Origin of the sequence: Albibacillus kandeliae, assembly GCF_003116585.1 — a bacterium.
Classification (GTDB): Bacteria; Pseudomonadota; Alphaproteobacteria; order Rhodobacterales; family Rhodobacteraceae; genus Albibacillus; species Albibacillus kandeliae.
The window spans coordinates 225,734-243,221 of sequence record NZ_QEHM01000009.1 but is presented as its reverse complement, the minus strand read 5'-3'; the positions used below and the strand labels follow the sequence as shown (position 1 = coordinate 243,221).

21 protein-coding genes are annotated in these 17,488 nt (G+C 68.0%); 6 read left to right on the top strand and 15 right to left on the bottom strand.

Features of this window, described 5'->3' with window-relative positions; translation table 11 throughout:
- The 10 genes from phnN to phnG form a co-directional block, all read right to left on the bottom strand.
- Positions 1 to 543, bottom strand: a complete 543-nt coding sequence (gene phnN / locus DDT93_RS20800) for a phosphonate metabolism protein/1,5-bisphosphokinase (PRPP-forming) PhnN (protein WP_109467813.1) — start codon at positions 541 to 543, stop codon at positions 1 to 3.
- Positions 543 to 1,223, bottom strand: a complete 681-nt coding sequence (gene phnL, locus DDT93_RS20795; protein ID WP_109467812.1) for a phosphonate C-P lyase system protein PhnL — start codon at positions 1,221 to 1,223, stop codon at positions 543 to 545. Before phnL ends, phnN begins: the two co-directional genes overlap by 1 nt.
- A 17-nt stretch (positions 1,224 to 1,240) precedes the next feature.
- On the bottom strand, positions 1,241 to 2,200 hold the full coding sequence (locus DDT93_RS20790) for a magnesium transporter CorA family protein (RefSeq protein WP_109467811.1): 960 nt from the start codon (positions 2,198 to 2,200) through the stop codon (positions 1,241 to 1,243).
- A gap of 27 nt (positions 2,201 to 2,227) precedes the next feature.
- Entirely contained in the window at positions 2,228 to 3,007 is a 780-nt protein-coding gene (gene phnK, locus DDT93_RS20785; RefSeq protein WP_109467810.1) for a phosphonate C-P lyase system protein PhnK, read from the bottom strand.
- Positions 2,994 to 3,392, bottom strand: coding sequence for a VOC family protein (locus DDT93_RS20780; RefSeq protein ID WP_109467809.1), 399 nt, complete (start codon positions 3,390 to 3,392; stop codon positions 2,994 to 2,996). The genes phnK and DDT93_RS20780 overlap by 14 nt, the downstream gene beginning before the upstream one ends.
- 67 nt (positions 3,393 to 3,459) lie before the next feature.
- The gene (locus DDT93_RS20775; protein WP_109467808.1) at positions 3,460 to 4,329 is read right to left on the bottom strand and encodes an alpha-D-ribose 1-methylphosphonate 5-phosphate C-P-lyase PhnJ; all 870 of its coding nucleotides are present in this window, start codon (positions 4,327 to 4,329) and stop codon (positions 3,460 to 3,462) included.
- The gene (locus tag DDT93_RS20770; protein ID WP_109467807.1) at positions 4,326 to 4,922 is read right to left on the bottom strand and encodes an HAD family hydrolase; all 597 of its coding nucleotides are present in this window, start codon (positions 4,920 to 4,922) and stop codon (positions 4,326 to 4,328) included. The genes DDT93_RS20775 and DDT93_RS20770 overlap by 4 nt, the downstream gene beginning before the upstream one ends.
- Positions 4,919 to 6,004: a carbon-phosphorus lyase complex subunit PhnI gene (locus tag DDT93_RS20765; protein ID WP_109467806.1), complete on the bottom strand. Its 1,086-nt coding sequence runs from the start codon at positions 6,002 to 6,004 to the stop codon at positions 4,919 to 4,921. Before DDT93_RS20765 ends, DDT93_RS20770 begins: the two co-directional genes overlap by 4 nt.
- Positions 6,004 to 6,573 (bottom strand): phosphonate C-P lyase system protein PhnH, encoded by a 570-nt coding sequence (gene phnH, locus DDT93_RS20760; protein WP_109467805.1) that lies wholly within the window; start codon positions 6,571 to 6,573, stop codon positions 6,004 to 6,006. Before phnH ends, DDT93_RS20765 begins: the two co-directional genes overlap by 1 nt.
- Positions 6,573 to 7,028: a phosphonate C-P lyase system protein PhnG gene (phnG, locus tag DDT93_RS20755; protein ID WP_109467804.1), complete on the bottom strand. Its 456-nt coding sequence runs from the start codon at positions 7,026 to 7,028 to the stop codon at positions 6,573 to 6,575. Before phnG ends, phnH begins: the two co-directional genes overlap by 1 nt.
- A gap of 104 nt (positions 7,029 to 7,132) precedes the next feature.
- On the opposite strand from phnG, the gene phnF reads away from it, so the two are divergent.
- Positions 7,133 to 7,849 (top strand): phosphonate metabolism transcriptional regulator PhnF, encoded by a 717-nt coding sequence (gene phnF, locus DDT93_RS20750; protein ID WP_109467803.1) that lies wholly within the window; start codon positions 7,133 to 7,135, stop codon positions 7,847 to 7,849.
- Positions 7,850 to 7,971: 122 nt separating this feature from the next.
- Here the strand turns inward: phnF and DDT93_RS20745 are convergent, their stop codons facing one another.
- The 5 genes from DDT93_RS20745 to phnC form a co-directional block, all read right to left on the bottom strand.
- Entirely contained in the window at positions 7,972 to 8,586 is a 615-nt protein-coding gene (locus DDT93_RS20745; protein WP_109467802.1) for an LbetaH domain-containing protein, read from the bottom strand.
- 16 nt (positions 8,587 to 8,602) lie between these two features.
- Entirely contained in the window at positions 8,603 to 9,910 is a 1,308-nt protein-coding gene (gene phnE / locus DDT93_RS20740) for a phosphonate ABC transporter, permease protein PhnE (RefSeq protein ID WP_109467801.1), read from the bottom strand.
- Complete coding sequence (phnE, locus tag DDT93_RS20735) at positions 9,910 to 10,770, bottom strand: phosphonate ABC transporter, permease protein PhnE (protein WP_109467800.1); 861 nt, start codon at positions 10,768 to 10,770, stop codon at positions 9,910 to 9,912. Before phnE (DDT93_RS20735) ends, phnE (DDT93_RS20740) begins: the two co-directional genes overlap by 1 nt.
- Positions 10,771 to 10,838: 68 nt before the next feature.
- Positions 10,839 to 11,738 carry a phosphonate ABC transporter substrate-binding protein gene (gene phnD, locus DDT93_RS20730; protein WP_109467799.1) on the bottom strand — a complete coding sequence of 300 codons (900 nt, stop codon included), beginning with the start codon at positions 11,736 to 11,738 and terminating at the stop codon, positions 10,839 to 10,841.
- A gap of 61 nt (positions 11,739 to 11,799) precedes the next feature.
- Entirely contained in the window at positions 11,800 to 12,612 is an 813-nt protein-coding gene (gene phnC / locus DDT93_RS20725) for a phosphonate ABC transporter ATP-binding protein (protein WP_109467798.1), read from the bottom strand.
- Positions 12,613 to 13,012: 400 nt separating this feature from the next.
- On the opposite strand from phnC, the gene DDT93_RS20720 reads away from it, so the two are divergent.
- The 5 genes from DDT93_RS20720 (at position 13,013) to DDT93_RS20700 (ending at position 17,422) form a co-directional block, all read left to right on the top strand.
- Positions 13,013 to 14,077: a hemin-degrading factor gene (locus DDT93_RS20720; protein ID WP_109467797.1), complete on the top strand. Its 1,065-nt coding sequence runs from the start codon at positions 13,013 to 13,015 to the stop codon at positions 14,075 to 14,077.
- A complete protein-coding gene (locus tag DDT93_RS20715; RefSeq protein WP_109467796.1) occupies positions 14,077 to 14,958 on the top strand; it encodes a heme/hemin ABC transporter substrate-binding protein in 882 nt (293 codons plus the stop codon). The genes DDT93_RS20720 and DDT93_RS20715 overlap by 1 nt, the downstream gene beginning before the upstream one ends.
- 2 nt (positions 14,959 to 14,960) lie before the next feature.
- Positions 14,961 to 16,031 carry a FecCD family ABC transporter permease gene (locus tag DDT93_RS20710; RefSeq protein ID WP_109467795.1) on the top strand — a complete coding sequence of 357 codons (1,071 nt, stop codon included), beginning with the start codon at positions 14,961 to 14,963 and terminating at the stop codon, positions 16,029 to 16,031.
- Between the two features lie 2 nt (positions 16,032 to 16,033).
- Positions 16,034 to 16,810: a heme ABC transporter ATP-binding protein gene (locus DDT93_RS20705; RefSeq protein WP_109467794.1), complete on the top strand. Its 777-nt coding sequence runs from the start codon at positions 16,034 to 16,036 to the stop codon at positions 16,808 to 16,810.
- 228 nt (positions 16,811 to 17,038) lie between these two features.
- A complete protein-coding gene (locus tag DDT93_RS20700; RefSeq protein WP_109467793.1) occupies positions 17,039 to 17,422 on the top strand; it encodes a response regulator in 384 nt (127 codons plus the stop codon).
- Positions 17,423 to 17,488 lie beyond the last annotated feature (66 nt).

The window sequence follows — 17,488 nt, the reverse complement described above, 5'->3', positions numbered from 1 at the left end:
TCACACCTTTTCGGAATCGAGCGCGGCCAGCAGACGGGGGAGTGTCTGCTCGACCGGGTCGGAATTGTCTATTTCGATGACCGACAGCCCTTCGGGCAGCGGCAGGGGCGCGCGGGCGAGCCGGCGCCTGATCTCGTCGGGAGTCTCGCGGCCCCGGGCGGCGAGGCGTTCGGCCAGCACCTCGGGTTTCGCGGTGATGTGCAGGACGTGGAGGCCCGGGAAGGCCCGCGCGGCCTCGTCCAGCATGGCGCGCGAGCCGTTGAACAGGGCGTCGCGGCCCGAGGCGAGGACCGAGTGCACGCCCTTGGGGATGCCGTAGGACAGGCCGTGGGCCTGCCAGTGCAGCACGAAATCGCCGTTCCTGAGGCGCGCCTCGAAGACCTGCGGCGTCACGCTCTCGAAATCCTCGCCGCCTGCCTCGGCGGGGCGGGTGATGACACGGCGCACCAGCGTCAGGCCGGGCCGCGCCTGACGGGCCGCCGTCATCAGCGTGTCCTTCCCGACCCCGGAGGGGCCGACCACGGCAAAGAGGCGGCCGGCCATCACGCGAGCCTTGGGGTGAACTGCGAGACATCGACCTCGCGGTCGGCGACCCGCTCGCGCGCTTCGAGGTCGTGGAAGATGCCGATGATCGCGGCCCCCGCCGCCTTGGCCTCGTCGATCAGGTCGAGCACCGTGGCCCGGTTGCCCGCGTCGAGGCTGGCCGTCGGCTCGTCCAGCAGCAGCGCGGGATAGCGGTAGGCAAAGCCGCGCGCGATGTTGACCCGCTGCTGTTCGCCGCCCGAGAAGGTGGTGGGCGAGAGCGACCACAGCGTCTCGGGGATGTTGAGGCGTTGCAGCAGGTGCTCGGCCCGGGCGCGGGCCTCGTCGCGGGGCGTGCCGAGTGCGAGGAGCGGTTCGGCGACGATGTCGACGGTGGCGACGCGCGGGACCACCCGCAGGAACTGGCTGACATAGCCCAGCGTCTCGCGCCGCAGCCGGACGATCTGGCGCGGCTCGGCGCGGGCAACGTCGGTGTCGCCGACGAGGATGCGCCCCGAGGCGGCAAGGTAGTTGCCGTAGATCATCCGCATCAGCGTGGACTTGCCCGCGCCGGAACTGCCGGTGAGCGCCACGCATTCCCCGGGGGCGACGCGCAGCGTGGCACCTGCCATCACCGGGATCTCGGCGCCGCCCTGATTGTGCAGGGTGAAACTCTTGCTGACGTTCTGGATATCGATCATCCCATCTCCTTTGCCGGCTAGAGCCAGCCCTTGCGTCTGAACCACCAGAGCGGCACCACCGCCGACAGCAGCATCAGGACCAACATGAAAGGATAGCCCCAGCGCCATGCGAGGATATCCATGTGTTCGAAGTTCATTCCGTAGATCGACGCGATCAGCGTCGGCGGCAGGAACAGCGCCGCGACGACCGAGAAGATCTTGACGATGTGGCTCTGCTCGATCTCGATCATGCCGAGCGTCGCATCGAGCAGCAGCGCGGTCTTCTGGCTGAGGAAGTTCGTCTGTTCGCGGATCGCGCGCACGTCGCGCTGAAGGCTCTTCATGGTGCGGCGCGCGTCGTCCTTGCCCCGCGTCTCGGCGAGGAAGGCCGCGAGGAACTCCAGCATCCGCTCCATCAGGACGAGGCTTTCGCGAAGGCTCATGACCACGGTGTCGTAGCGACCGATCTGGCGCAGGCGGGTCTTCTGGTCGAGGGTCTGCGCGGCGTCCTTGTCATCGCGGAAGGCCGAATGCATCAGCACCTCGATGTCACGCCCGATCTGCTCGGTCGCGTCGGCCACGCGGTCGATGATCGCGCCCAGCAGTCCCAGCAGGACCCGCGCGGGCGTGGCGACCCCGTTCGAGGCGCGCGAGGCGTTCTCGAGGTAGGTCGCGAAGGCCCCGTGCGCCTGATGGCGGATGGTCACCAGCTGCGTCGCCGTCAGCAGGAAGGTCACGGGCGAGGACCGCATCGTGCCATCGGTCTGGCGCACCGGGACGAGCAGGGTCATCACCGGCGCGTCCTTCTCGACGTAGAAGCGCGAGCTGTGCTCGATCTCTTCCTGCACCTCGAGGCTGGGCAACTGGTAGCCGACCATCTCGGAGGCCTTCTTGCGTTCCGGCACGCTGGGCTGGAACAGCTCGAACCACAGCGCAGAGGGATCGAGGCCCTCTGTCCGGACCAGGCCGTGTTCACCCGGGGCGTAGCTGTAGATCATGCGAAGGTCCTCCTCGATTTCCGTCAGTCAGACCTGAAGTACCGAGGAAACGAGAAGCTGGGTATAGGCGTGTTGCGGATCGTCGAGGACCTGATCGGTCAGGCCGGTTTCGACCACGCGACCCGATTTCATCACCATCAGCCGGTCCGCCAGCAGCCGCACCACCGCGAGGTCGTGGGTCACGATGATGGCCGAGAGGCCCATCTCGCGCACGAGGCCGCGCAGCAGGTCGAGCAGGCGGGCCTGCACCGAGACGTCGAGGCCGCCGGTCGGCTCGTCCATGAAGACGAGGCGCGGGCCGGTGACGAGGTTGCGCGCGATCTGGAGGCGCTGCTGCATCCCGCCCGAGAAGGCGGTGGGGCGGTCGTCGATGCGGTCGGCGGCGATCTCGACCCGGCCGAGCCAGTCGGTGGCCTGATCGCGGATGTCGCCGTAGTGACGCGCGCCCACGGCCATCAGCCGCTCGCCCACGTTGCCGCCCGCGCTGACGCTCATCCGCAGGCCGTCGCGGGCGTTCTGGTGGACAAAGGCCCAGTCGGTGCGCGAGAGCATCCGGCGTTCGGGTTCGGACATCTGCGCGGTGTCCTTCAGACCCTCGGCGCGTGTGTCGAACAGGATGCGGCCGCCGTCGGGGGCGATGTGTCCCGCGAGGCAGTTCAGCAGCGTGGACTTGCCCGAGCCGGATTCACCCACGATGCCCATGACCTCGCCGGGCCAGAGATCGAAGGAGACGTCGGTGCAGCCGATCCGGGCGCCGTAGCGCTTTTCGATGTCGCGGACAGAGAGGAGCGGATTATCTTGGGTCATAGCTGAATTCCATCCGGGTCCCGCCCGGTTCGCTGATCATGAAGTGGACCTTGGGCCCGGTTCCGGAGAACTCGGGCGCGAACTCGACCTCGACGCCCGGCCAGTCCTGAACACGTTCGAACAGGCGATCGAGCGCTTCTTGGCTGGCAACCCTGAGGGCGAAGTGGTGCAGACCGACATTCGTGTGCCGGTCGAACCCGCGCCGGTGGTCGCCCTTCTGTTGCCAGAGAGTGATCCTGGCCTGCCCGTTGGTGACATAGGCCGCCGGGTAGGACGGATTGCCGCCAGTCTGTTCCCAGCCGAGCGCATCCGTGAAGAACCCCAGCGATGCCTGCAGGTCGGAGACGGTCAGGCCGAGGTGGTCGATGCCCTGAAGATCGGTCATGCCACAGGTCCCGGGCCGGTCACCGGAGTGCGAGTGACCTGCAGCAGCCGGATTTGGCTTGCGTCACTCATTCCGCGACCTCCATGTAGGGCGCGGCCATCTCGCCGCGATGGCCCTTGTCCTGACGGCCCGAGCAGTAGTCGGTGTCGGAGCACACATACATGCGGCCGCCCTCGTCATCGACGATCACCTCGTCGAGGTAGGTGTCCCCCGCCCCGCAGAGCGCGCAGGCGTGGTTCGCCTTGGAGGCGACGAAGGGGTAGTCCTCGAAATCGAGGCTCACCACCTGCGTGTAGGGCGGGATGGCGTAGATGCGCTGTTCGCGCCCTGCCCCGAAGAGCTGGATTGCGGCCATTTCGAGTTTCGGGTTGTCGAACTTGGGGATCGGCGACGGGTCCATCACGTAGCGCCCCTCGACCTTGACCGGGTAGGCGTAGGAGGTCGCGATCTCGCCGTGGCGCGAGATGTCCTCGTAGAGCTTGACGTGCATGAGGCCGTATTCCTCGAGCGCGTGCATCTTGCGGGTTTCGGTCTCGCGCGGTTCGAGGAAGCGCAGCGGCTCCGGGATCGGCACCTGATAGACGAGGATCTGATCCTCGGTCAGGGGCTCTTCGGGGATGCGGTGGCGGGTCTGGATCACCGTCGCCTCGCCCGTGTGTTCGGTCGTCGCCACCTCGGCGGTCTTCTCGAAGAACTTGCGGATCGAGACGGCGTTGGTGGTGTCGTCGGCGCCCTGGTCGATCACCTTGAGCGTATCCTCGGGCGTGAGGCAGGCCGCCGATACCTGAACCCCGCCGGTGCCCCAGCCATAGGGCATAGGCATCTCGCGGCTGGCGAAGGGGACCTGGTAGCCCGGCACCGCGACGCCCTTGAGGATGGCGCGGCGGATCATCCGCTTGGTCTGTTCGTCGAGGTAGGCGAAGTTGTAGTCGCTCATAGCAGCCCCCTTTCCGTCAGCGCCTGTTCCAGCGCCTCGGGCGAAGTGAAATGGATCGCGTCCATGCCGGAGCCGAGCGCCCCGGCAACGTTCTTGAGACTGTCATCGACAAAGACGCAGTCCTGCGGCAGCAGCCCGGCACGCTCGCAGAGCAGCGCGAAGATGCGCGGGTCGGGTTTAAGCATCTTCTCCTGTCCCGAGACGACAGTGACACCGAAGGCCCGCCCGAGTTCCGGGTGCGCGGCCACCCCGGCGGGCCAGGTTTCGGCCGACCAGTTGGTGATCGCGTGGATTTCCAGCCCGCGCCCCCGCAGGCGCTCCATCAGAGCCCAGGTTCCTTCGATCTTCTCCGGCACCGTGAGGTGATAGCGGTCGAGGTAGGCGGTGAAGAGCGCGGCATCCTCGGGGTCGTCGATCTCGGTCGCGATGTCCGTGAAGGTCTCGCCCCCGTCGGCGCGCAGGTTGCGTGCCGGGAAGTCGACCCGTTCGAGGAAGGCGGCGGCGGCCTCGCGGCTGCCGAGTGCATCGAGGTAGGCGAGATGCGGATCCCAGCGGACCAGAACCTGCCCGATGTCGAAGACGACGGCCTTCATTCCGCGGCCTCCCTATGGGCACCCATCGCCTCGGCGCGGATCTTGCGCACCAGCTCCAGTTCGGACTGGAAGTCGACGTAATGGGGCAGCTTGATGTGTTCGAGGAACCCGCTGGCCTGGATGTTGTCGGCGTGGGACAGCACGAATTCCTCGTCCTGCGCCGGGGCGCCCTTGTTGTCCTCGCCGAGTTCCTCCCAGCGCAGGGCCCGGTCGACGAGGGCCATCGAGATCGCCTTGCGCTCGCTCTGGCCGAAGACGAGGCCATAGCCGCGGGTGAACTGCGGCGGCTCGGTCTTGGAGCCGGTGAACTGGTTGACCGTCTCGCATTCGCTGAGGGTCAGCTCGCCGATCTCGACCGAGAAGCCGAGCTCGGGGATGTCCATCTCGACCCCGACCGTGCCGATGCGCAGCTCGCCCACGAAGGGGTGGTTCTTGGCATAGCCGCGCTGGGTGGAATAGGCCATCGCGAGCACGAACCCCTCGTCGCCGCGGGTGAGCGCCTGCAGGCGCAGGGCGCGGTTGGCGGGGTATTCCATCGGCTGGCGGGTCATGTCGGGCGGGGTCTCGTCGCCACGGTCCTCGGACTGGATCAGCCCGTCGCGGTTGAGGAACTCGGTGATCCGGGGCATGTCGCCTTTCAGCGGCGCGTCCTTCGGGGTCTCGGGAAGCTCGCCCTCGGCCGCCAGTTTGAAATCGAGCAGGCGGTGGGTGTAGTCGAAGGTCGGCCCCAGCACCTGCCCGCCCGGCGCGTCCTTGAAGGTGGCCGAGATGCGGCGGTCGCAGGCCATCGCGCCGGTATCGACCGGTTTGGAGTGGCCGATGCGGGGCAGCGTGGTGCGATAGGCGCGGATCAGGAAGATCGCCTCGATCATGTCGCCGCGCGCCTGCTTGATCGCCAGCGCCGCGAGGTCGGGGTCGTAGAGCGAGCCCTCGGCCATCACCCGGTTCACGGCAATGGAGAGCTGTTCACGGATCTGCGCGATGGAGAGCTCGGCGATATCAGTATCGCCGCGCCGCTCCTCGGCGAGCCAGCTGTGGGCATTGTCGATGGCGCGTTCGCCACCCTTGACGGCTACATACATCAGCCCGCCTCCACCATGGTCGAGCGCGGCAGACCGGCAAGGCGGTCTCCGGCGCAGAAATAGAAATCACGCCCCAGCGGGAAGGCGGCGCGGTTGGCCTGGAAGGCCGCGATCTCGGGCAACGACAGGTGCGCCGCCTCGCGGATGCCGGGGCCGGTCAGGCGCGCGCCCTTCTGCTCCAGCCCCTCCATCTCGACGAACAGAGTGACCGACCGGTCGGGGTATTCCGACGTCCCGGCGCGGAAGGGCGCCAGCGGTTGCAGCGCCTCCCAGGTGCCGAGGGCGAACATGGCCTCGCCCGCATCGGCGATGGGGGCGCCGATGTGGAAGGCGATCCAGTCGCGGACCGCCTGCCCGTCATGTCCGGGCGCGAGGTAGAGCGGCGTCTCCGCGTCACAGAGCGTGAGCAGCAGAACCGCCGCCGCGGTGGAGACCGGCGCCGGGGCCCCTGCCCCCGCGACGGTCTCGATGGTGCCGGGCCGGGCCAGCGCGTTGAGCGCCGCGCGGAACCCGCGGGAGGCCTCTACGGGCGGATTGGCGAACCCGCCGGTCAGTGCTTCGGTCTGCATCAGTCCTCTCCCCGCACCATGGTAAAGAAATCGACCCTGGTCGCCGCAGCCTTGGCGGCGCGTCCCTCGGCCCGGGCCGCGCGTTCGGCGGCCAGCCTGTCGAGCACGGTCCGGCGCAGGTCGCTCGCGCGCTCGGTCTGCATCAGCGCATCGACCAGCGCCGCCTGTTCCGCATGACGCTTGTCGCGGCCCTGCACGTAGGCATGGCCGACCGCGCCGCCCGCGATCTGCAGGGCGCAGCGGGTCACCGTCATCTCGCCGAGGTTGAAGGGCTGGCCGGTGCCGCCCATGCGGCCGCGCACCATCACGCCGCCCGCCTCGGGACGGCGGAGCCAGGTGAAGTCGGGCAGGTCGCCGACCTCGCCCAGCAGCGCGTCGAGCCGCGCCGGGGCCGCCTTGGCCAGCAGGCCCATCCAGGCCCGGCGGGCCTCGGTCTCTGTCGTCTGGATGGTCATTTAGACACCTTGCCGATTTGTCTAGATTACTATACAACTAGACAAATCAATACGCCTCCCGACCCGATCCGGCAAGGGGGACAAGCATGAAGATTTGGTGACAGATGACCCGAACCCCGGTCTGGAAGGAAATCGCGAACACGCTGGAGCGGGATATCGCCGCCGGCCATTACGGCCCCGGCGACAAGCTGCCGACCGAATCCGCGCTCTCCGCGCGCTTCGGCGTCAACCGCCACACCGTGCGCCGCGCCCTCGCCGACATGTCCGAGCGCGGCATCCTGCGTTCGCGCCGAGGCGCCGGGGTCTTTGTCGAGGCGCCCCCCGCCGACTACCCCATCGGCCGCCGCGTCCGCTTTCACCAGAACGTGCGCGCCACCGGACGACTGCCGCAGAAACAGGTGCTGCGCGTCGAGGTGCGCCCGGGCGATGCCACCGAGTGCAAGGCGCTGGGCCTGAAACCCGGCACCCCGGTGGTGGTCTACGAGGGGCTGTCGCTGGCCAATGCCACCCCCATCGCCCATTTCCAGAGCATCTTTCCCGAGCCCCGCCTGCCCGGCCTGCCCGCCACGCTGGCCGAAACCCCCTCGGTCACCGAGGCGCTGCGGCTGAACGGCGTGCCCGACTACGTCCGGGCCGAGACCCGGCTCACTGCCGAGCGCGCCAGCGCCACCCAGGCCTTGCACCTGCGCCTGCGCGAGGGCGACCCGCTGCTGAAGACCGTCGGCATCAACACCGAACTGGACGGCACCCCGGTGGAATACGGCCTGACCTGGTTCGCCGGCGACCGCGTCACCCTGACGGTGAGCAGCGAGGACAGCTGATTGCGCCTGCGGCGCAGGCCTCCGGCGGGGATATTTGCGACCCAAAGAAGCGGGCGCCGTCCGCTGCTTCTTTCCTTTGCAAATACTCAGGCGGACGGCCGACGCCCGCGCGGCGCCGGGGGTCAGGCGTATTTTTCGAGGAAGGCTTCGGCCGTGAGGCTGCGGAAATCGCCGAGGCTGGCGCGGATCGCCTCGTGGCTCCAGTCCCACCAGGCGAGGTCCATCAGGCGTTCGGCGATCTCGGGCGGCTGGCGCAGGCGCATGACCCTGGCCGGGGTGCCCGCGACGATGGTGTAGGGGGCGACGTCCTTTGTCACCACCGCGCCGGACGCCACGACGGCGCCGTGGCCGATGGTGACCTCGGGCTTGATCATCGTGGCATGGCCCAGCCAGGTGTCGTGCCCGATGCTGGCGCGGCGCGAGCGGCGGTGCTCGAAGAAGGCGGCGTCGGGTTCTGCGTCCTCCCAGTACATGTCCGAGCGGTACATGAAGTGGTGCAGGCTGGCGCGGTCGAGCGGGTGGTCGGTGGCGCCGATCCGCACGAAGCTGGCGATATTGGCGAACTTGCCGATGGTCGCGTTGGCGATGTCACAGGAGCGGTCGCAGTAGGAGTAGTCGCCAAAGCTCGAGAAGGCCACGCGGGTGCCCTGCTTGATCTCGCAGTAGCGGCCGAAGGTCGAGTCGGTGATGTCACAGCCCGGTTCGATGACCGGGCTGTCGGGTGTCAGTTGTGTCATTCGGGTCTCCGGGTATTCAGGCGTCGCCCTGGATCAGGCGGCGGCGCAGCCAGCCCGAGACACTGTCCATCACCATGACCATCAGCACAACGAGGATGATGTAATAGGTGACTTCTTCCCAGTCCTTCTGGGTGATCATGGCCTGGGTCAGCAGCAGGCCGATGCCGCCGCCGGTGATGGCGCCGATGATCGTCGCGCTGCGGGTGTTGGATTCGAGGAAGTAGAGCACCTGGCTCAGCAGTACCGGCATGATCTGCGGGATCACCCCGAAGCGGTAGCGCTGCGCGGCATTGGCGCCGGTCGAACTGACGCCCTCGATCTGCTTGCGATCGACGTTCTCGAGCGCCTCGGAGAACATCTTGCCGAAGCTGCCGGTGTCGGTCAGCAGGATCGCCAGCGAGCCGGTCAGGGGGCCGGGCCCGAAGGCACGGGACAGCACGATGGTCCAGATCAGCCCGTCGACGCCGCGCAGGAAGTCGAACATGCGGCGCATGGCGAAGCGCAGCGGGCCGAGCGGGGTGAAGTTCCGGGCCGCGAGGAAAGCCACCGGCAGCGCCACGATGGCGGCGCCGAAGGTGCCGAGGAAGGCCATCAGCACGGTCTCGAACAGGGCCCAGGCCACGTCGGCGTGGTGCCACATGTCGTTCTTCCAGAAGTCGTGCCAGGCGCCCGCGAGGTTCGAGCGGGCCGGGTCGATCTGCGCGCCGAAGAGTATCTCGGGGAGCGAGTGGCCGTGATAGGGGCTGTCGAGGGTGAAGAAGAAGAGCTCCCAGCCTAAGAAGTAGCGGAAGACCTCGGTGCGGCTGCGGGTCAGCGAGACGCGGCCTGCCTCAGTGGTGATGGCGAGGCGGGTGCCCGAGACCGAGATCCAGTCGGGCACGTCGGCGCCGAGGTTGGTGACGATCTCGCGGCCCTCGACGCGGGCCTCGATCGGGCCGAAGCCCGGAACGTCGTAGCGCAGGCCGTTGCCCGGCAGGAACTCGACCACGTTGCCGCGGCCGAGGTCGACGCGGGTCTCGTCGCCCTCGCGCGTGACCCAGCCCGGCACGGTGTTGCCGGGATATTGGCCCTTGCGCTCGCCCTCGATGGCGGCGGCGACCTCGCCGGTGCGGTTGTCGCGGGTCACGTGGGTCTTGTAGCTGTAGGTATCCGACAGCAGGGTCTGGGCGTGATCCCAGCGCGCGCGCTGGGCGAGGCCCGGCAGGTCGAAGGCGAAGAAGATGTAGCCAAGATAGGCCAGCACCAGCAGCGGCAGCCCGAAGGCCATGATGCGCTTGCCGAGGAACAGCCGCTCGGCCTGTTGATAGATCGCGGCGTCGGCCATCAGTGGCCTCCCTTGTGGATCAGGCGCCCGCGCACGTGGCTCGACAGCTGGTCGAAGACGACGATGGTCAGGAACAGGAGGATGAAGATTGCTGCCGCCTCGTCGAAGCGGCCCTTGCCCCAGGACATGGCGTTCTTGAGTTCGTAGCCGATGCCGCCTGCCCCGACGAAGCCGAGGATGGCGGAGGCGCGGATGTTGATCTCGAAGCGCAGCAGGGCGTAGCTGAAGTAGTTGGGCGAAACCTGCGGCACCACGCCGAGCCACATGCGCTGCAGCCAGCTGGCGCCGACCGAGGTCAGCCCCTCAACGGGCTTGAGGTCGGCGTTCTCGTTCACTTCGGAGAACAGCTTGCCCAGCGCGCCGGTGGTGTGGAAGGCGATGGCGATCATCGCCGGGACCGGGCCGCCGCCGAGGACGAAGATCAGCACCAGCGCGATCACGATCTCGGGGACGGCGCGCATGATGTCCATGATCCGGCGGAAGACGGGAATGGCGCGCGGCCAGAGGGCCAGCCCGCGGGTGGCGAGCAGCGACAGGATCAGTGCGAGGGCGGCGCCGATCAGGGTCGAGGCGGCCGCGATGTTGATCGTCTCCAGCAGCGCGGGGAAATAGCGGACCAGGTGCTCGGGCAGGAGATGGAGCTTGGTCGCGGTGTCGGCCAGCACGTCGGCCGGGAAGTCGAAGATCTGCGGCAGGCCGGACCAGAAGCCCCCGGCGTTGCGCGAGTCGGCGAGCATGAAGCCCGAGACCATCATGAGAACGAAAATGGCGAGGGTGAGACCGCCGTAGAGCCGCTTGCGCTGGACCAGCGCAAGGTAGTGTCCGTGCGGATCGGACGTGGGACTGGGGGATAGGGCCATCGTGTTCTCGTAAAAAGGCACCGGGCTCCGCGGGTGCAGTGCGGAGCCCGGCTGGGGGTCAGAGCGGCTTAGTTGCTCTTGGACTTACGGGCGGCGACGATCGACTCGTACTCGGCGTGGGTCACCGGGATGAAGTCTTTCGCGTCACCGGCGGCAACGCCGTAGGCGCAATCCGGATCTTCTTCCCACAGGTTCGCGGTCAGCGTGGTGACCTTGTCCTTGACGTCCTGCGGCAGGGCCTTGCGGAGAACGAACGGGCCTTCGGGGATGATCTTGGACTGCCAGATCTGGACCAGGTCGTTCATGTCGACGAGGCCGGCGTCAACTGCCTTGCGCAGGGCGCCCGAGTTGTAGCCGTCTTCCCAGTTGCCCTGGCCGTCGGCCCAGGTCACGCCGGCGTCTACGTCACCGTTGTTCACGGCAACGATGGTCTGCTCGTGGCCGCCGGTGAAGACGACGTCGCCGAAGAAGGTGCCGGGGGTCATGTCGAAGCCGGCGTCGGCAATTTCGATCGAGGGGATCAGGTAGCCGGAGGTCGAGTTCGGGTCACCGAAGCCGAATTTCTTGCCCTTCAGGTCTTCCAGCGAGGTCACGCCGGCGTCCTTGCGGGCGAAACCGATCGAGTAGTAGCCGATGGAGCCGTCCATGTTCTGCTTGACCAGCACCGGCTCGACCGCTTCGGGATCGGCCAGATAGGTGCCCGCGTAGGAGGAGGCGCCCATCCATGCGGCGTCGATGGTGCCGCCCAGCAGGCCCTGCATCACGCCGTTGTAGTCGGCGGGGGTGAAGACCTTGACCTCGACGCCCAGAGCTTCGGCGATCTTGTCGGCAAAGCACTGGTTCGAGGTCATGCGGTCCTGGGCGTTCTCGCCGCCGAGGATGCCGAGGCGGAATTCGGAAATCTCCTGGGCGGAAGCCGCGCCGACCAGGGCAGTGGTCGCCAGAGCAGCAGCGATAAGGGTTTTCATGTCTCTCTCCGTTTGGATTTGGTCTGGTTGAGATCAGGATGGGTTGATCAGGTTCGAGTGATCAGGCGGGCGTCGCCGCGCGCACGGGGGCGGCACGGTGATCGCGGATTTCCGTCGAGGTCGCCTCTTCGGAAAAGGTTTCGTCGGCGCCGTAGATGTCGCGGGCGACGCCGGTCGTCAGTTGCTCGGGCGTGCCGTCGAAGACGATGCGCCCGTCGCGCATGCCGATCACCCGGTCGCAGTAGCGGCGCGCGGTGTCGAGCGTGTGGAGGTTGGCGATGACCATGCGGCCGTCCTCGTCGTGAATCCGGCGCAGGGCGTCCATGACGATCTGGGCGTTCATCGGATCGAGCGAGGCGATGGGTTCATCGGCGAGGATGACCTTGGGGTCCTGCATCAGGGCGCGGGCGATGGCGACGCGCTGCTGCTGGCCGCCCGAGAGCGCCTCGGCGCGCTTGGCGGCGTGCTGGACGATGCCGAGGCGGTCGAGGATGTCGATGGCGCGGTGGATGTCCTCGCGCGGGAAGAGGTTGAACATGGTCGCCAGCGTCGAGCGGCGGTTCAGCGTGCCGTGCAGCACGTTCGAAACCACGTCCATGCGCGGCACCAGGTTGAACTGCTGGAAGATCATCGCGCATTGCGACTGCCATTCGCGGCGGGCGGCGCCGGTGAGCCGCAGCACGTCCTGCCCCTCGACCTTGAGGCTGCCGGTGGTCGCGTCGGTCAGGCGGTTCATCATCCGCAGGAACGTCGACTTGCCGGCGCCGGAGCGTCCGATGATGCCGAGCATGATCGGGCGGTCCACGGTGAAGGAGGCGTTATCGACGGCCACATTGCCCCCGAAACGCTTGGTCAGGTTTTCTACTACGAGCATTGACGTCCCCAAAAGTCCCGGCGCCACCGCTAGGGGCGCTGGGTCACCGCTTTGTGTCGGTTGCGCAAAAGTTTTGTGACGTGCGGGCCGCTCGGTGTGGATAAGCGGGCCGGGAGGCGCCTGACGCTACGGAAATGATCACCCCCGGCCCGTCCTGCCCCATCGGTGGGCAGCCGAAGGGCCGCACCGGGCCGGGGCGATCACCGGACGCGCACCGGGAGGGCGGAAGCTGCGCGACGGAGGGTTGCAGGGGTGAATCGGCTTGTGCCGGGGGAAGTAACCGACTAAATTTGTCAATAAATATGGCATGATCCAGATGCCCGCCAGCTTAGCCTCGTCTGCGTTTTCGGCAGCCACGGCCAGCCAGCCCGGTTCCCGACATTCACAAACGAGAGTTCCCATGACCGAAATGGCGCCCCCCTCCCCTGTCCAGATCCGGGAGGCCCGCGCGGCGGACCCCGGCCTGCGCGACCGTGACTTCTGCGACAAGCTCGGGATCCGCGAGGCCCAGCTTGTCGCCGCGCATGTCGGCCACTACGCGACCCGCATCGACGCGAACCCGGACCGGATCATGCCGCTGGTCGAGAAGCTGGGCGATGTCATGGCGCTGACCCGCAACGAATCCTGCGTGATCGAGAAGGTCGGCACCTACCGCGACTATCGCGGCGGGCCCCACGCCTCGATGCTGCTGGGCGAAGAGATCGACATGCGGCTGTTCCCCGTGCACTGGGTCACCGCCTTTGCCGTCGTGAAGGATTCCGATCAGGGGCCGCGCCGCAGCCTGCAGGTGTTTGATGCCGCCGGCGACGCGGTCCACAAGATCCACCTGCGCGACTCCTCCGACCTCGACGCCTGGGCGGCGCTGGTGGCGGAGCTGACCCTGCCGGAGCAGGAGGAGACGCTGACCGTGGAGGCGCGCGAGCTGACCGAGGCGGCCAAGAGCAACCCCGAGAAGCTCGACATCCTGCGGCAGGAATGGGACGCGATGACCGACACCCACCAGTTCCTGCGGCTGACCTCGAAGCTGCGGATGAACCGGCTGGGCGCCTATCGCATCGCGGGCGCGCCCTATGTGCAGCCGCTGGCGCTGGAGGCGGTGAACCAGATGTTCGAGGCGGTGCAGGCGCGCGCGGACGACGGGCTGGAGATCATGGTTTTCGTCGGCAACCGGGGCTGCATCGAGATTCACAATGGCCCCGTGCACACGCTGAAACCGATGGGACCCTGGCAGAACGTGCTGGATCCGGGCTTCAACCTGCACCTGCGGGCCGATCACATTGCCGAGGTGTGGGCGGTGCACAAGCCGACCCGACGCGGCATGGCGACTTCGGTCGAGGCCTTCGACGCCGAGGGCGGGCTGATTTTCCAGGCCTTCGGCCGCAAGGGCGGATCGCGCGACTGGCGCCCGGAGTGGAACGAGATCGTCGCGGGGCTGACGCCCCTGCCGGTCACGGAACTCGCCTGATGGGTCGCCGGTTCACCCGTTTCGCCTTGCCGCTGGCCCTGCTGGCGGCGAGCGCACTTGCAGGCACGGCGGCGGTGGCCGAGGGCGCCGGGGCGCAGCGAATCGTCACCATCGGCGGGGCGGTGACCGAGATCGCCTTTGATCTCGGGCAGCAGGACCGGGTCATCGCGCGCGACAGCACCTCGATGTTCCCGCCCGCCGCCGAGGCGCTGCCCGACGTGGGCTACATGCGGGCGCTCTCGCCCGAGGGCGTCCTGTCGGTGAACCCCGACCTGATCGTCGCCATCGAGGGATCGGGCCCGCCGCAGGCGCTCGACGTGCTGCGCGAGGCCGAGATTCCGCTGGTCGAGGTGCCCGAGGGGTATTCGACCGAGGCCATTGCGGCCAAGATCCGCGCGGTTGCGGCAGCGCTGGATGCAGGTGACGCGGGCGAGGCGCTCGTGGGCAAGGTCACCGCCGAGATCGAGGCGGCGGAGGCCCACGCGAAGGTGGCGGCGGACGGCGCGCCGCGCCGGGTGCTGTTCATCCTGTCGGCGCAGGGCGGACGGATCATGGCGGGCGGCACCGAGACGGCGGCGGACGCGATCATCACCATGTCCGGCGCGGTGAACGCGGCAGGCGGCTTTGAGGGCTACAAGCCGATGACCGACGAGGCCATTGTCGGCGCGGCGCCCGACGTGATCCTGCTGATGTCCCACGGCGGACCGATGGCCCTGACGGATGACGACCTGTTCGCCCTGCCCGCCATCGCCGCGACCCCGGCGGGAGAGTCCCGCAGCGTGGTGCGGATGAACGGGCTGCACCTGCTGGGCTTCGGTCCGCGCACGGCGAGCGCGATCACGGCACTGGCCGAGGCGCTCTACGGGGCGTCGCGGACGTGACCATGACCGGCCTGCTGCGGTCGGGCGGCGACCTGCCCCTCGACCGCCGGATTCTGGCCCGGCGGATGACCGTGGTTCTGATCCTCGTGCTTGGCATCCTCGCGGTGGCGAGCGCGGCGATCGGCGCCACGGGCACCTCGCTCTGGGGTGCGCTGGCCGACCTTGCGGCGGGGCGCGAACTGGCCACGTCGGAGCGGGTGATCCTGTTCGACATCCGCCTGCCGCGCACGCTGATGTGCATGACAGTCGGCGCCGCGCTGGCCGTGGCAGGGGCGATCCTGCAGGGGCTGTTCCGCAACCCGCTGGCGGACCCGGGCATCGTGGGGGTCAGCGCGGGCGCCAGCCTTGGCGCCATCACGGCCATCGTCCTTGGCGGCCTGCTGCCTGCTACGGTGCTGGCCTGGGCGGGCCCCTCGCTGGTGGCGCTCTCGGCCTTCCTTGGCGCGTGGCTCCTGACCCTGCTGCTTTACCGGGTGTCGACGCGCAACGGCCAGACCTCGGTCGCGACCATGCTGCTGGCCGGGGTGGCGTTCACCGCGCTGGCGATGGCGCTCTCGGGCGTAATGGTCTTCATGGCCAACGACAGCCAGCTGCGCGACCTTACCTTCTGGAACATGGGCTCTCTTGCCGGGGCGACATGGGGCAAGCTGCAGGTCACCGGGCCGGTGATCCTGCTGGCGCTTGGCGCGGCGATGCTGCTGGCGCGGGGCCTGAACGCGCTGGCGATGGGCGAGGCCGTGGCGGCGCATCTGGGCATCCCGGTGCAGCGCACCAAGGGGGCGGCGATCCTCTGTACCGCGGTTCTGACCGGGACGGCGGTGGCGGTTTCCGGCGGCATCGGTTTCATCGGGATCATCGTGCCGCACCTGCTGCGGCTGGCGACCGGGCCGGATCATCACGGGCTGCTGCCCAACTGCGCCCTCTTCGGCGCTGCGCTGCTGCTGTTCGCCGATATCATCGCGCGGGTCATTGTCAGCCCTGCGGAACTGCCCATCGGGATCGTGACCGCGCTGATGGGCACGCCGGTGTTCCTGTGGATCCTGCTGCGCCGCCATGCGGCGATGGGGCTGTGAGCATGGAGGCGCGCGGACTGACGCTGGCCCTTGGCGGCAAGACGATCCTCGAGTCGGTGGATTTCACCGCCGCCCCCGGCGAGGTCACCGCCATCGTGGGACCGAACGGGGCAGGCAAGACCACGCTGCTGAAGGCCCTGTCGGGAGAGCTGAAGGGGGTCGGACCGGTGCGGCTGAACGGCACGGCGCTGACCGACCTGCGCGGCTGGCAGGTGGCCGAGATGCGCGGGGTGCTGCCGCAGGCGAGCGCCCTCGCCTTTCCCTTTACCGTGATCGAGGTGGTGCGCATCGGCCTGTCCTCGGGTCGGGGCGGCGGCGATGACCGGAGGGCGCTGCAGGCGCTGGCGCGGGTGGACCTCGCCGGGTTCGCCGGGCGGTACTACAACGACCTGTCCGGGGGCGAGCAGCAACGGGTCCAGCTGGCCCGGGTGCTGACCCAGATCTGGGAGCCGATGTCGGAGGGCCAGCCGCGCTGGCTGCTGCTGGATGAACCGGTAGCGAGCCTCGACGTGGGGCACCAGTTCACCGTGATGGATATCGCCCGGGAATTCGCGGCATCGGGGGGCGGCGTGATCGCGGTGATGCATGACCTGAACCTGACCGCGATGTTCGCCGACAAGGTCTGGGTCATGCACCGCGGACGGGTCGCCGCGAGCGGTGCGCCGCGCGATACGCTGACCACCGATCTGATGCAGACGATCTATGGCTGCCCGTTGCAGGTGAACACGGTTCCGCCGCTGGGAATCCCCTTTGTCCTGCCGCAAACCCGCGTGTCGTGAGCGCTCCGGGGTCTGCCGATCACGTCCGGAATCGTCCCCCGGCCACAACAGGGCGGAAAAAATGGCCAAATAGAGCATTTTTTCATGGAACCAACCGCGCGGCCACGCATTAAATCATGCAACAGTCGCGCGGGACCCTTGGTCGCGTGCCCAAGAACTGTCACTGAGCAGGGCGAAAGCGGAAAACCGACCAGATGCCCCGGGCATGTCAGACGATGAGGCTGATCGATGATGACACATAACGGAACAGGGGAGGCACGCCCCACGAGGGTTCTTATCTGCGAGGACGAGATCGTCGTCTCGATGGACATCATGTTCATGCTGAGCGATCTCGGCTACGAGGTCGTCGGTCAGTGCGCCAGCGTTGCCGAGGGCATGAAGCTGTTGAGCAAGGTGCGCCCCGATGCCGCCATACTGGACGTGCGGGTCAAGGACGGCGAAGTCTTTCCGCTTGCGCGTGAGCTGCAGAAGCTGGGCACGCACATCGTGTTCCACTCGGGCCATGCCGAGCCGGAGGCCCTGTACCGCGATTTTCCCGAAGCGGGCTTCTGCCCCAAGCCGACCCGTGCCGACCAGCTTGAAAAGAGCCTGCGGAGCCTGATCGAGGCCTGAATCAAGGCCTGACCTCTTAGCCCCGCTCGGGCCGTTCTCCGGACTGCGCCGGGGAAAAGAGCCTGC

Coding starts and splice junctions, on each gene's coding strand:
- DDT93_RS20715 (WP_109467796.1), top strand. CDS start 14,077: ATGGGTCGCCGGTTCACCCGTTTCGCCTTGCCGCTGGCCCTGCTGGCG.
- phnE (WP_109467800.1), bottom strand. CDS start 10,770: ATGGCCCTATCCCCCAGTCCCACGTCCGATCCGCACGGACACTACCTT.
- DDT93_RS20790 (WP_109467811.1), bottom strand. CDS start 2,200: ATGATCTACAGCTACGCCCCGGGTGAACACGGCCTGGTCCGGACAGAG.
- DDT93_RS20720 (WP_109467797.1), top strand. CDS start 13,013: ATGACCGAAATGGCGCCCCCCTCCCCTGTCCAGATCCGGGAGGCCCGC.
- phnE (WP_109467801.1), bottom strand. CDS start 9,910: ATGGCCGACGCCGCGATCTATCAACAGGCCGAGCGGCTGTTCCTCGGC.
- DDT93_RS20770 (WP_109467807.1), bottom strand. CDS start 4,922: ATGAAGGCCGTCGTCTTCGACATCGGGCAGGTTCTGGTCCGCTGGGAT.
- phnC (WP_109467798.1), bottom strand. CDS start 12,612: ATGCTCGTAGTAGAAAACCTGACCAAGCGTTTCGGGGGCAATGTGGCC.
- DDT93_RS20705 (WP_109467794.1), top strand. CDS start 16,034: ATGGAGGCGCGCGGACTGACGCTGGCCCTTGGCGGCAAGACGATCCTC.
- DDT93_RS20765 (WP_109467806.1), bottom strand. CDS start 6,004: ATGTATGTAGCCGTCAAGGGTGGCGAACGCGCCATCGACAATGCCCAC.
- DDT93_RS20780 (WP_109467809.1), bottom strand. CDS start 3,392: ATGACCGATCTTCAGGGCATCGACCACCTCGGCCTGACCGTCTCCGAC.
- phnG (WP_109467804.1), bottom strand. CDS start 7,028: ATGACCATCCAGACGACAGAGACCGAGGCCCGCCGGGCCTGGATGGGC.
- phnD (WP_109467799.1), bottom strand. CDS start 11,738: ATGAAAACCCTTATCGCTGCTGCTCTGGCGACCACTGCCCTGGTCGGC.
- DDT93_RS20775 (WP_109467808.1), bottom strand. CDS start 4,329: ATGAGCGACTACAACTTCGCCTACCTCGACGAACAGACCAAGCGGATG.
- phnF (WP_109467803.1), top strand. CDS start 7,133: ATGACCCGAACCCCGGTCTGGAAGGAAATCGCGAACACGCTGGAGCGG.
- DDT93_RS20700 (WP_109467793.1), top strand. CDS start 17,039: ATGATGACACATAACGGAACAGGGGAGGCACGCCCCACGAGGGTTCTT.
- phnL (WP_109467812.1), bottom strand. CDS start 1,223: ATGATCGATATCCAGAACGTCAGCAAGAGTTTCACCCTGCACAATCAG.
- phnK (WP_109467810.1), bottom strand. CDS start 3,007: ATGACCCAAGATAATCCGCTCCTCTCTGTCCGCGACATCGAAAAGCGC.
- DDT93_RS20745 (WP_109467802.1), bottom strand. CDS start 8,586: ATGACACAACTGACACCCGACAGCCCGGTCATCGAACCGGGCTGTGAC.
- DDT93_RS20710 (WP_109467795.1), top strand. CDS start 14,961: ATGACCGGCCTGCTGCGGTCGGGCGGCGACCTGCCCCTCGACCGCCGG.
- phnH (WP_109467805.1), bottom strand. CDS start 6,573: ATGCAGACCGAAGCACTGACCGGCGGGTTCGCCAATCCGCCCGTAGAG.
- phnN (WP_109467813.1), bottom strand. CDS start 543: ATGGCCGGCCGCCTCTTTGCCGTGGTCGGCCCCTCCGGGGTCGGGAAG.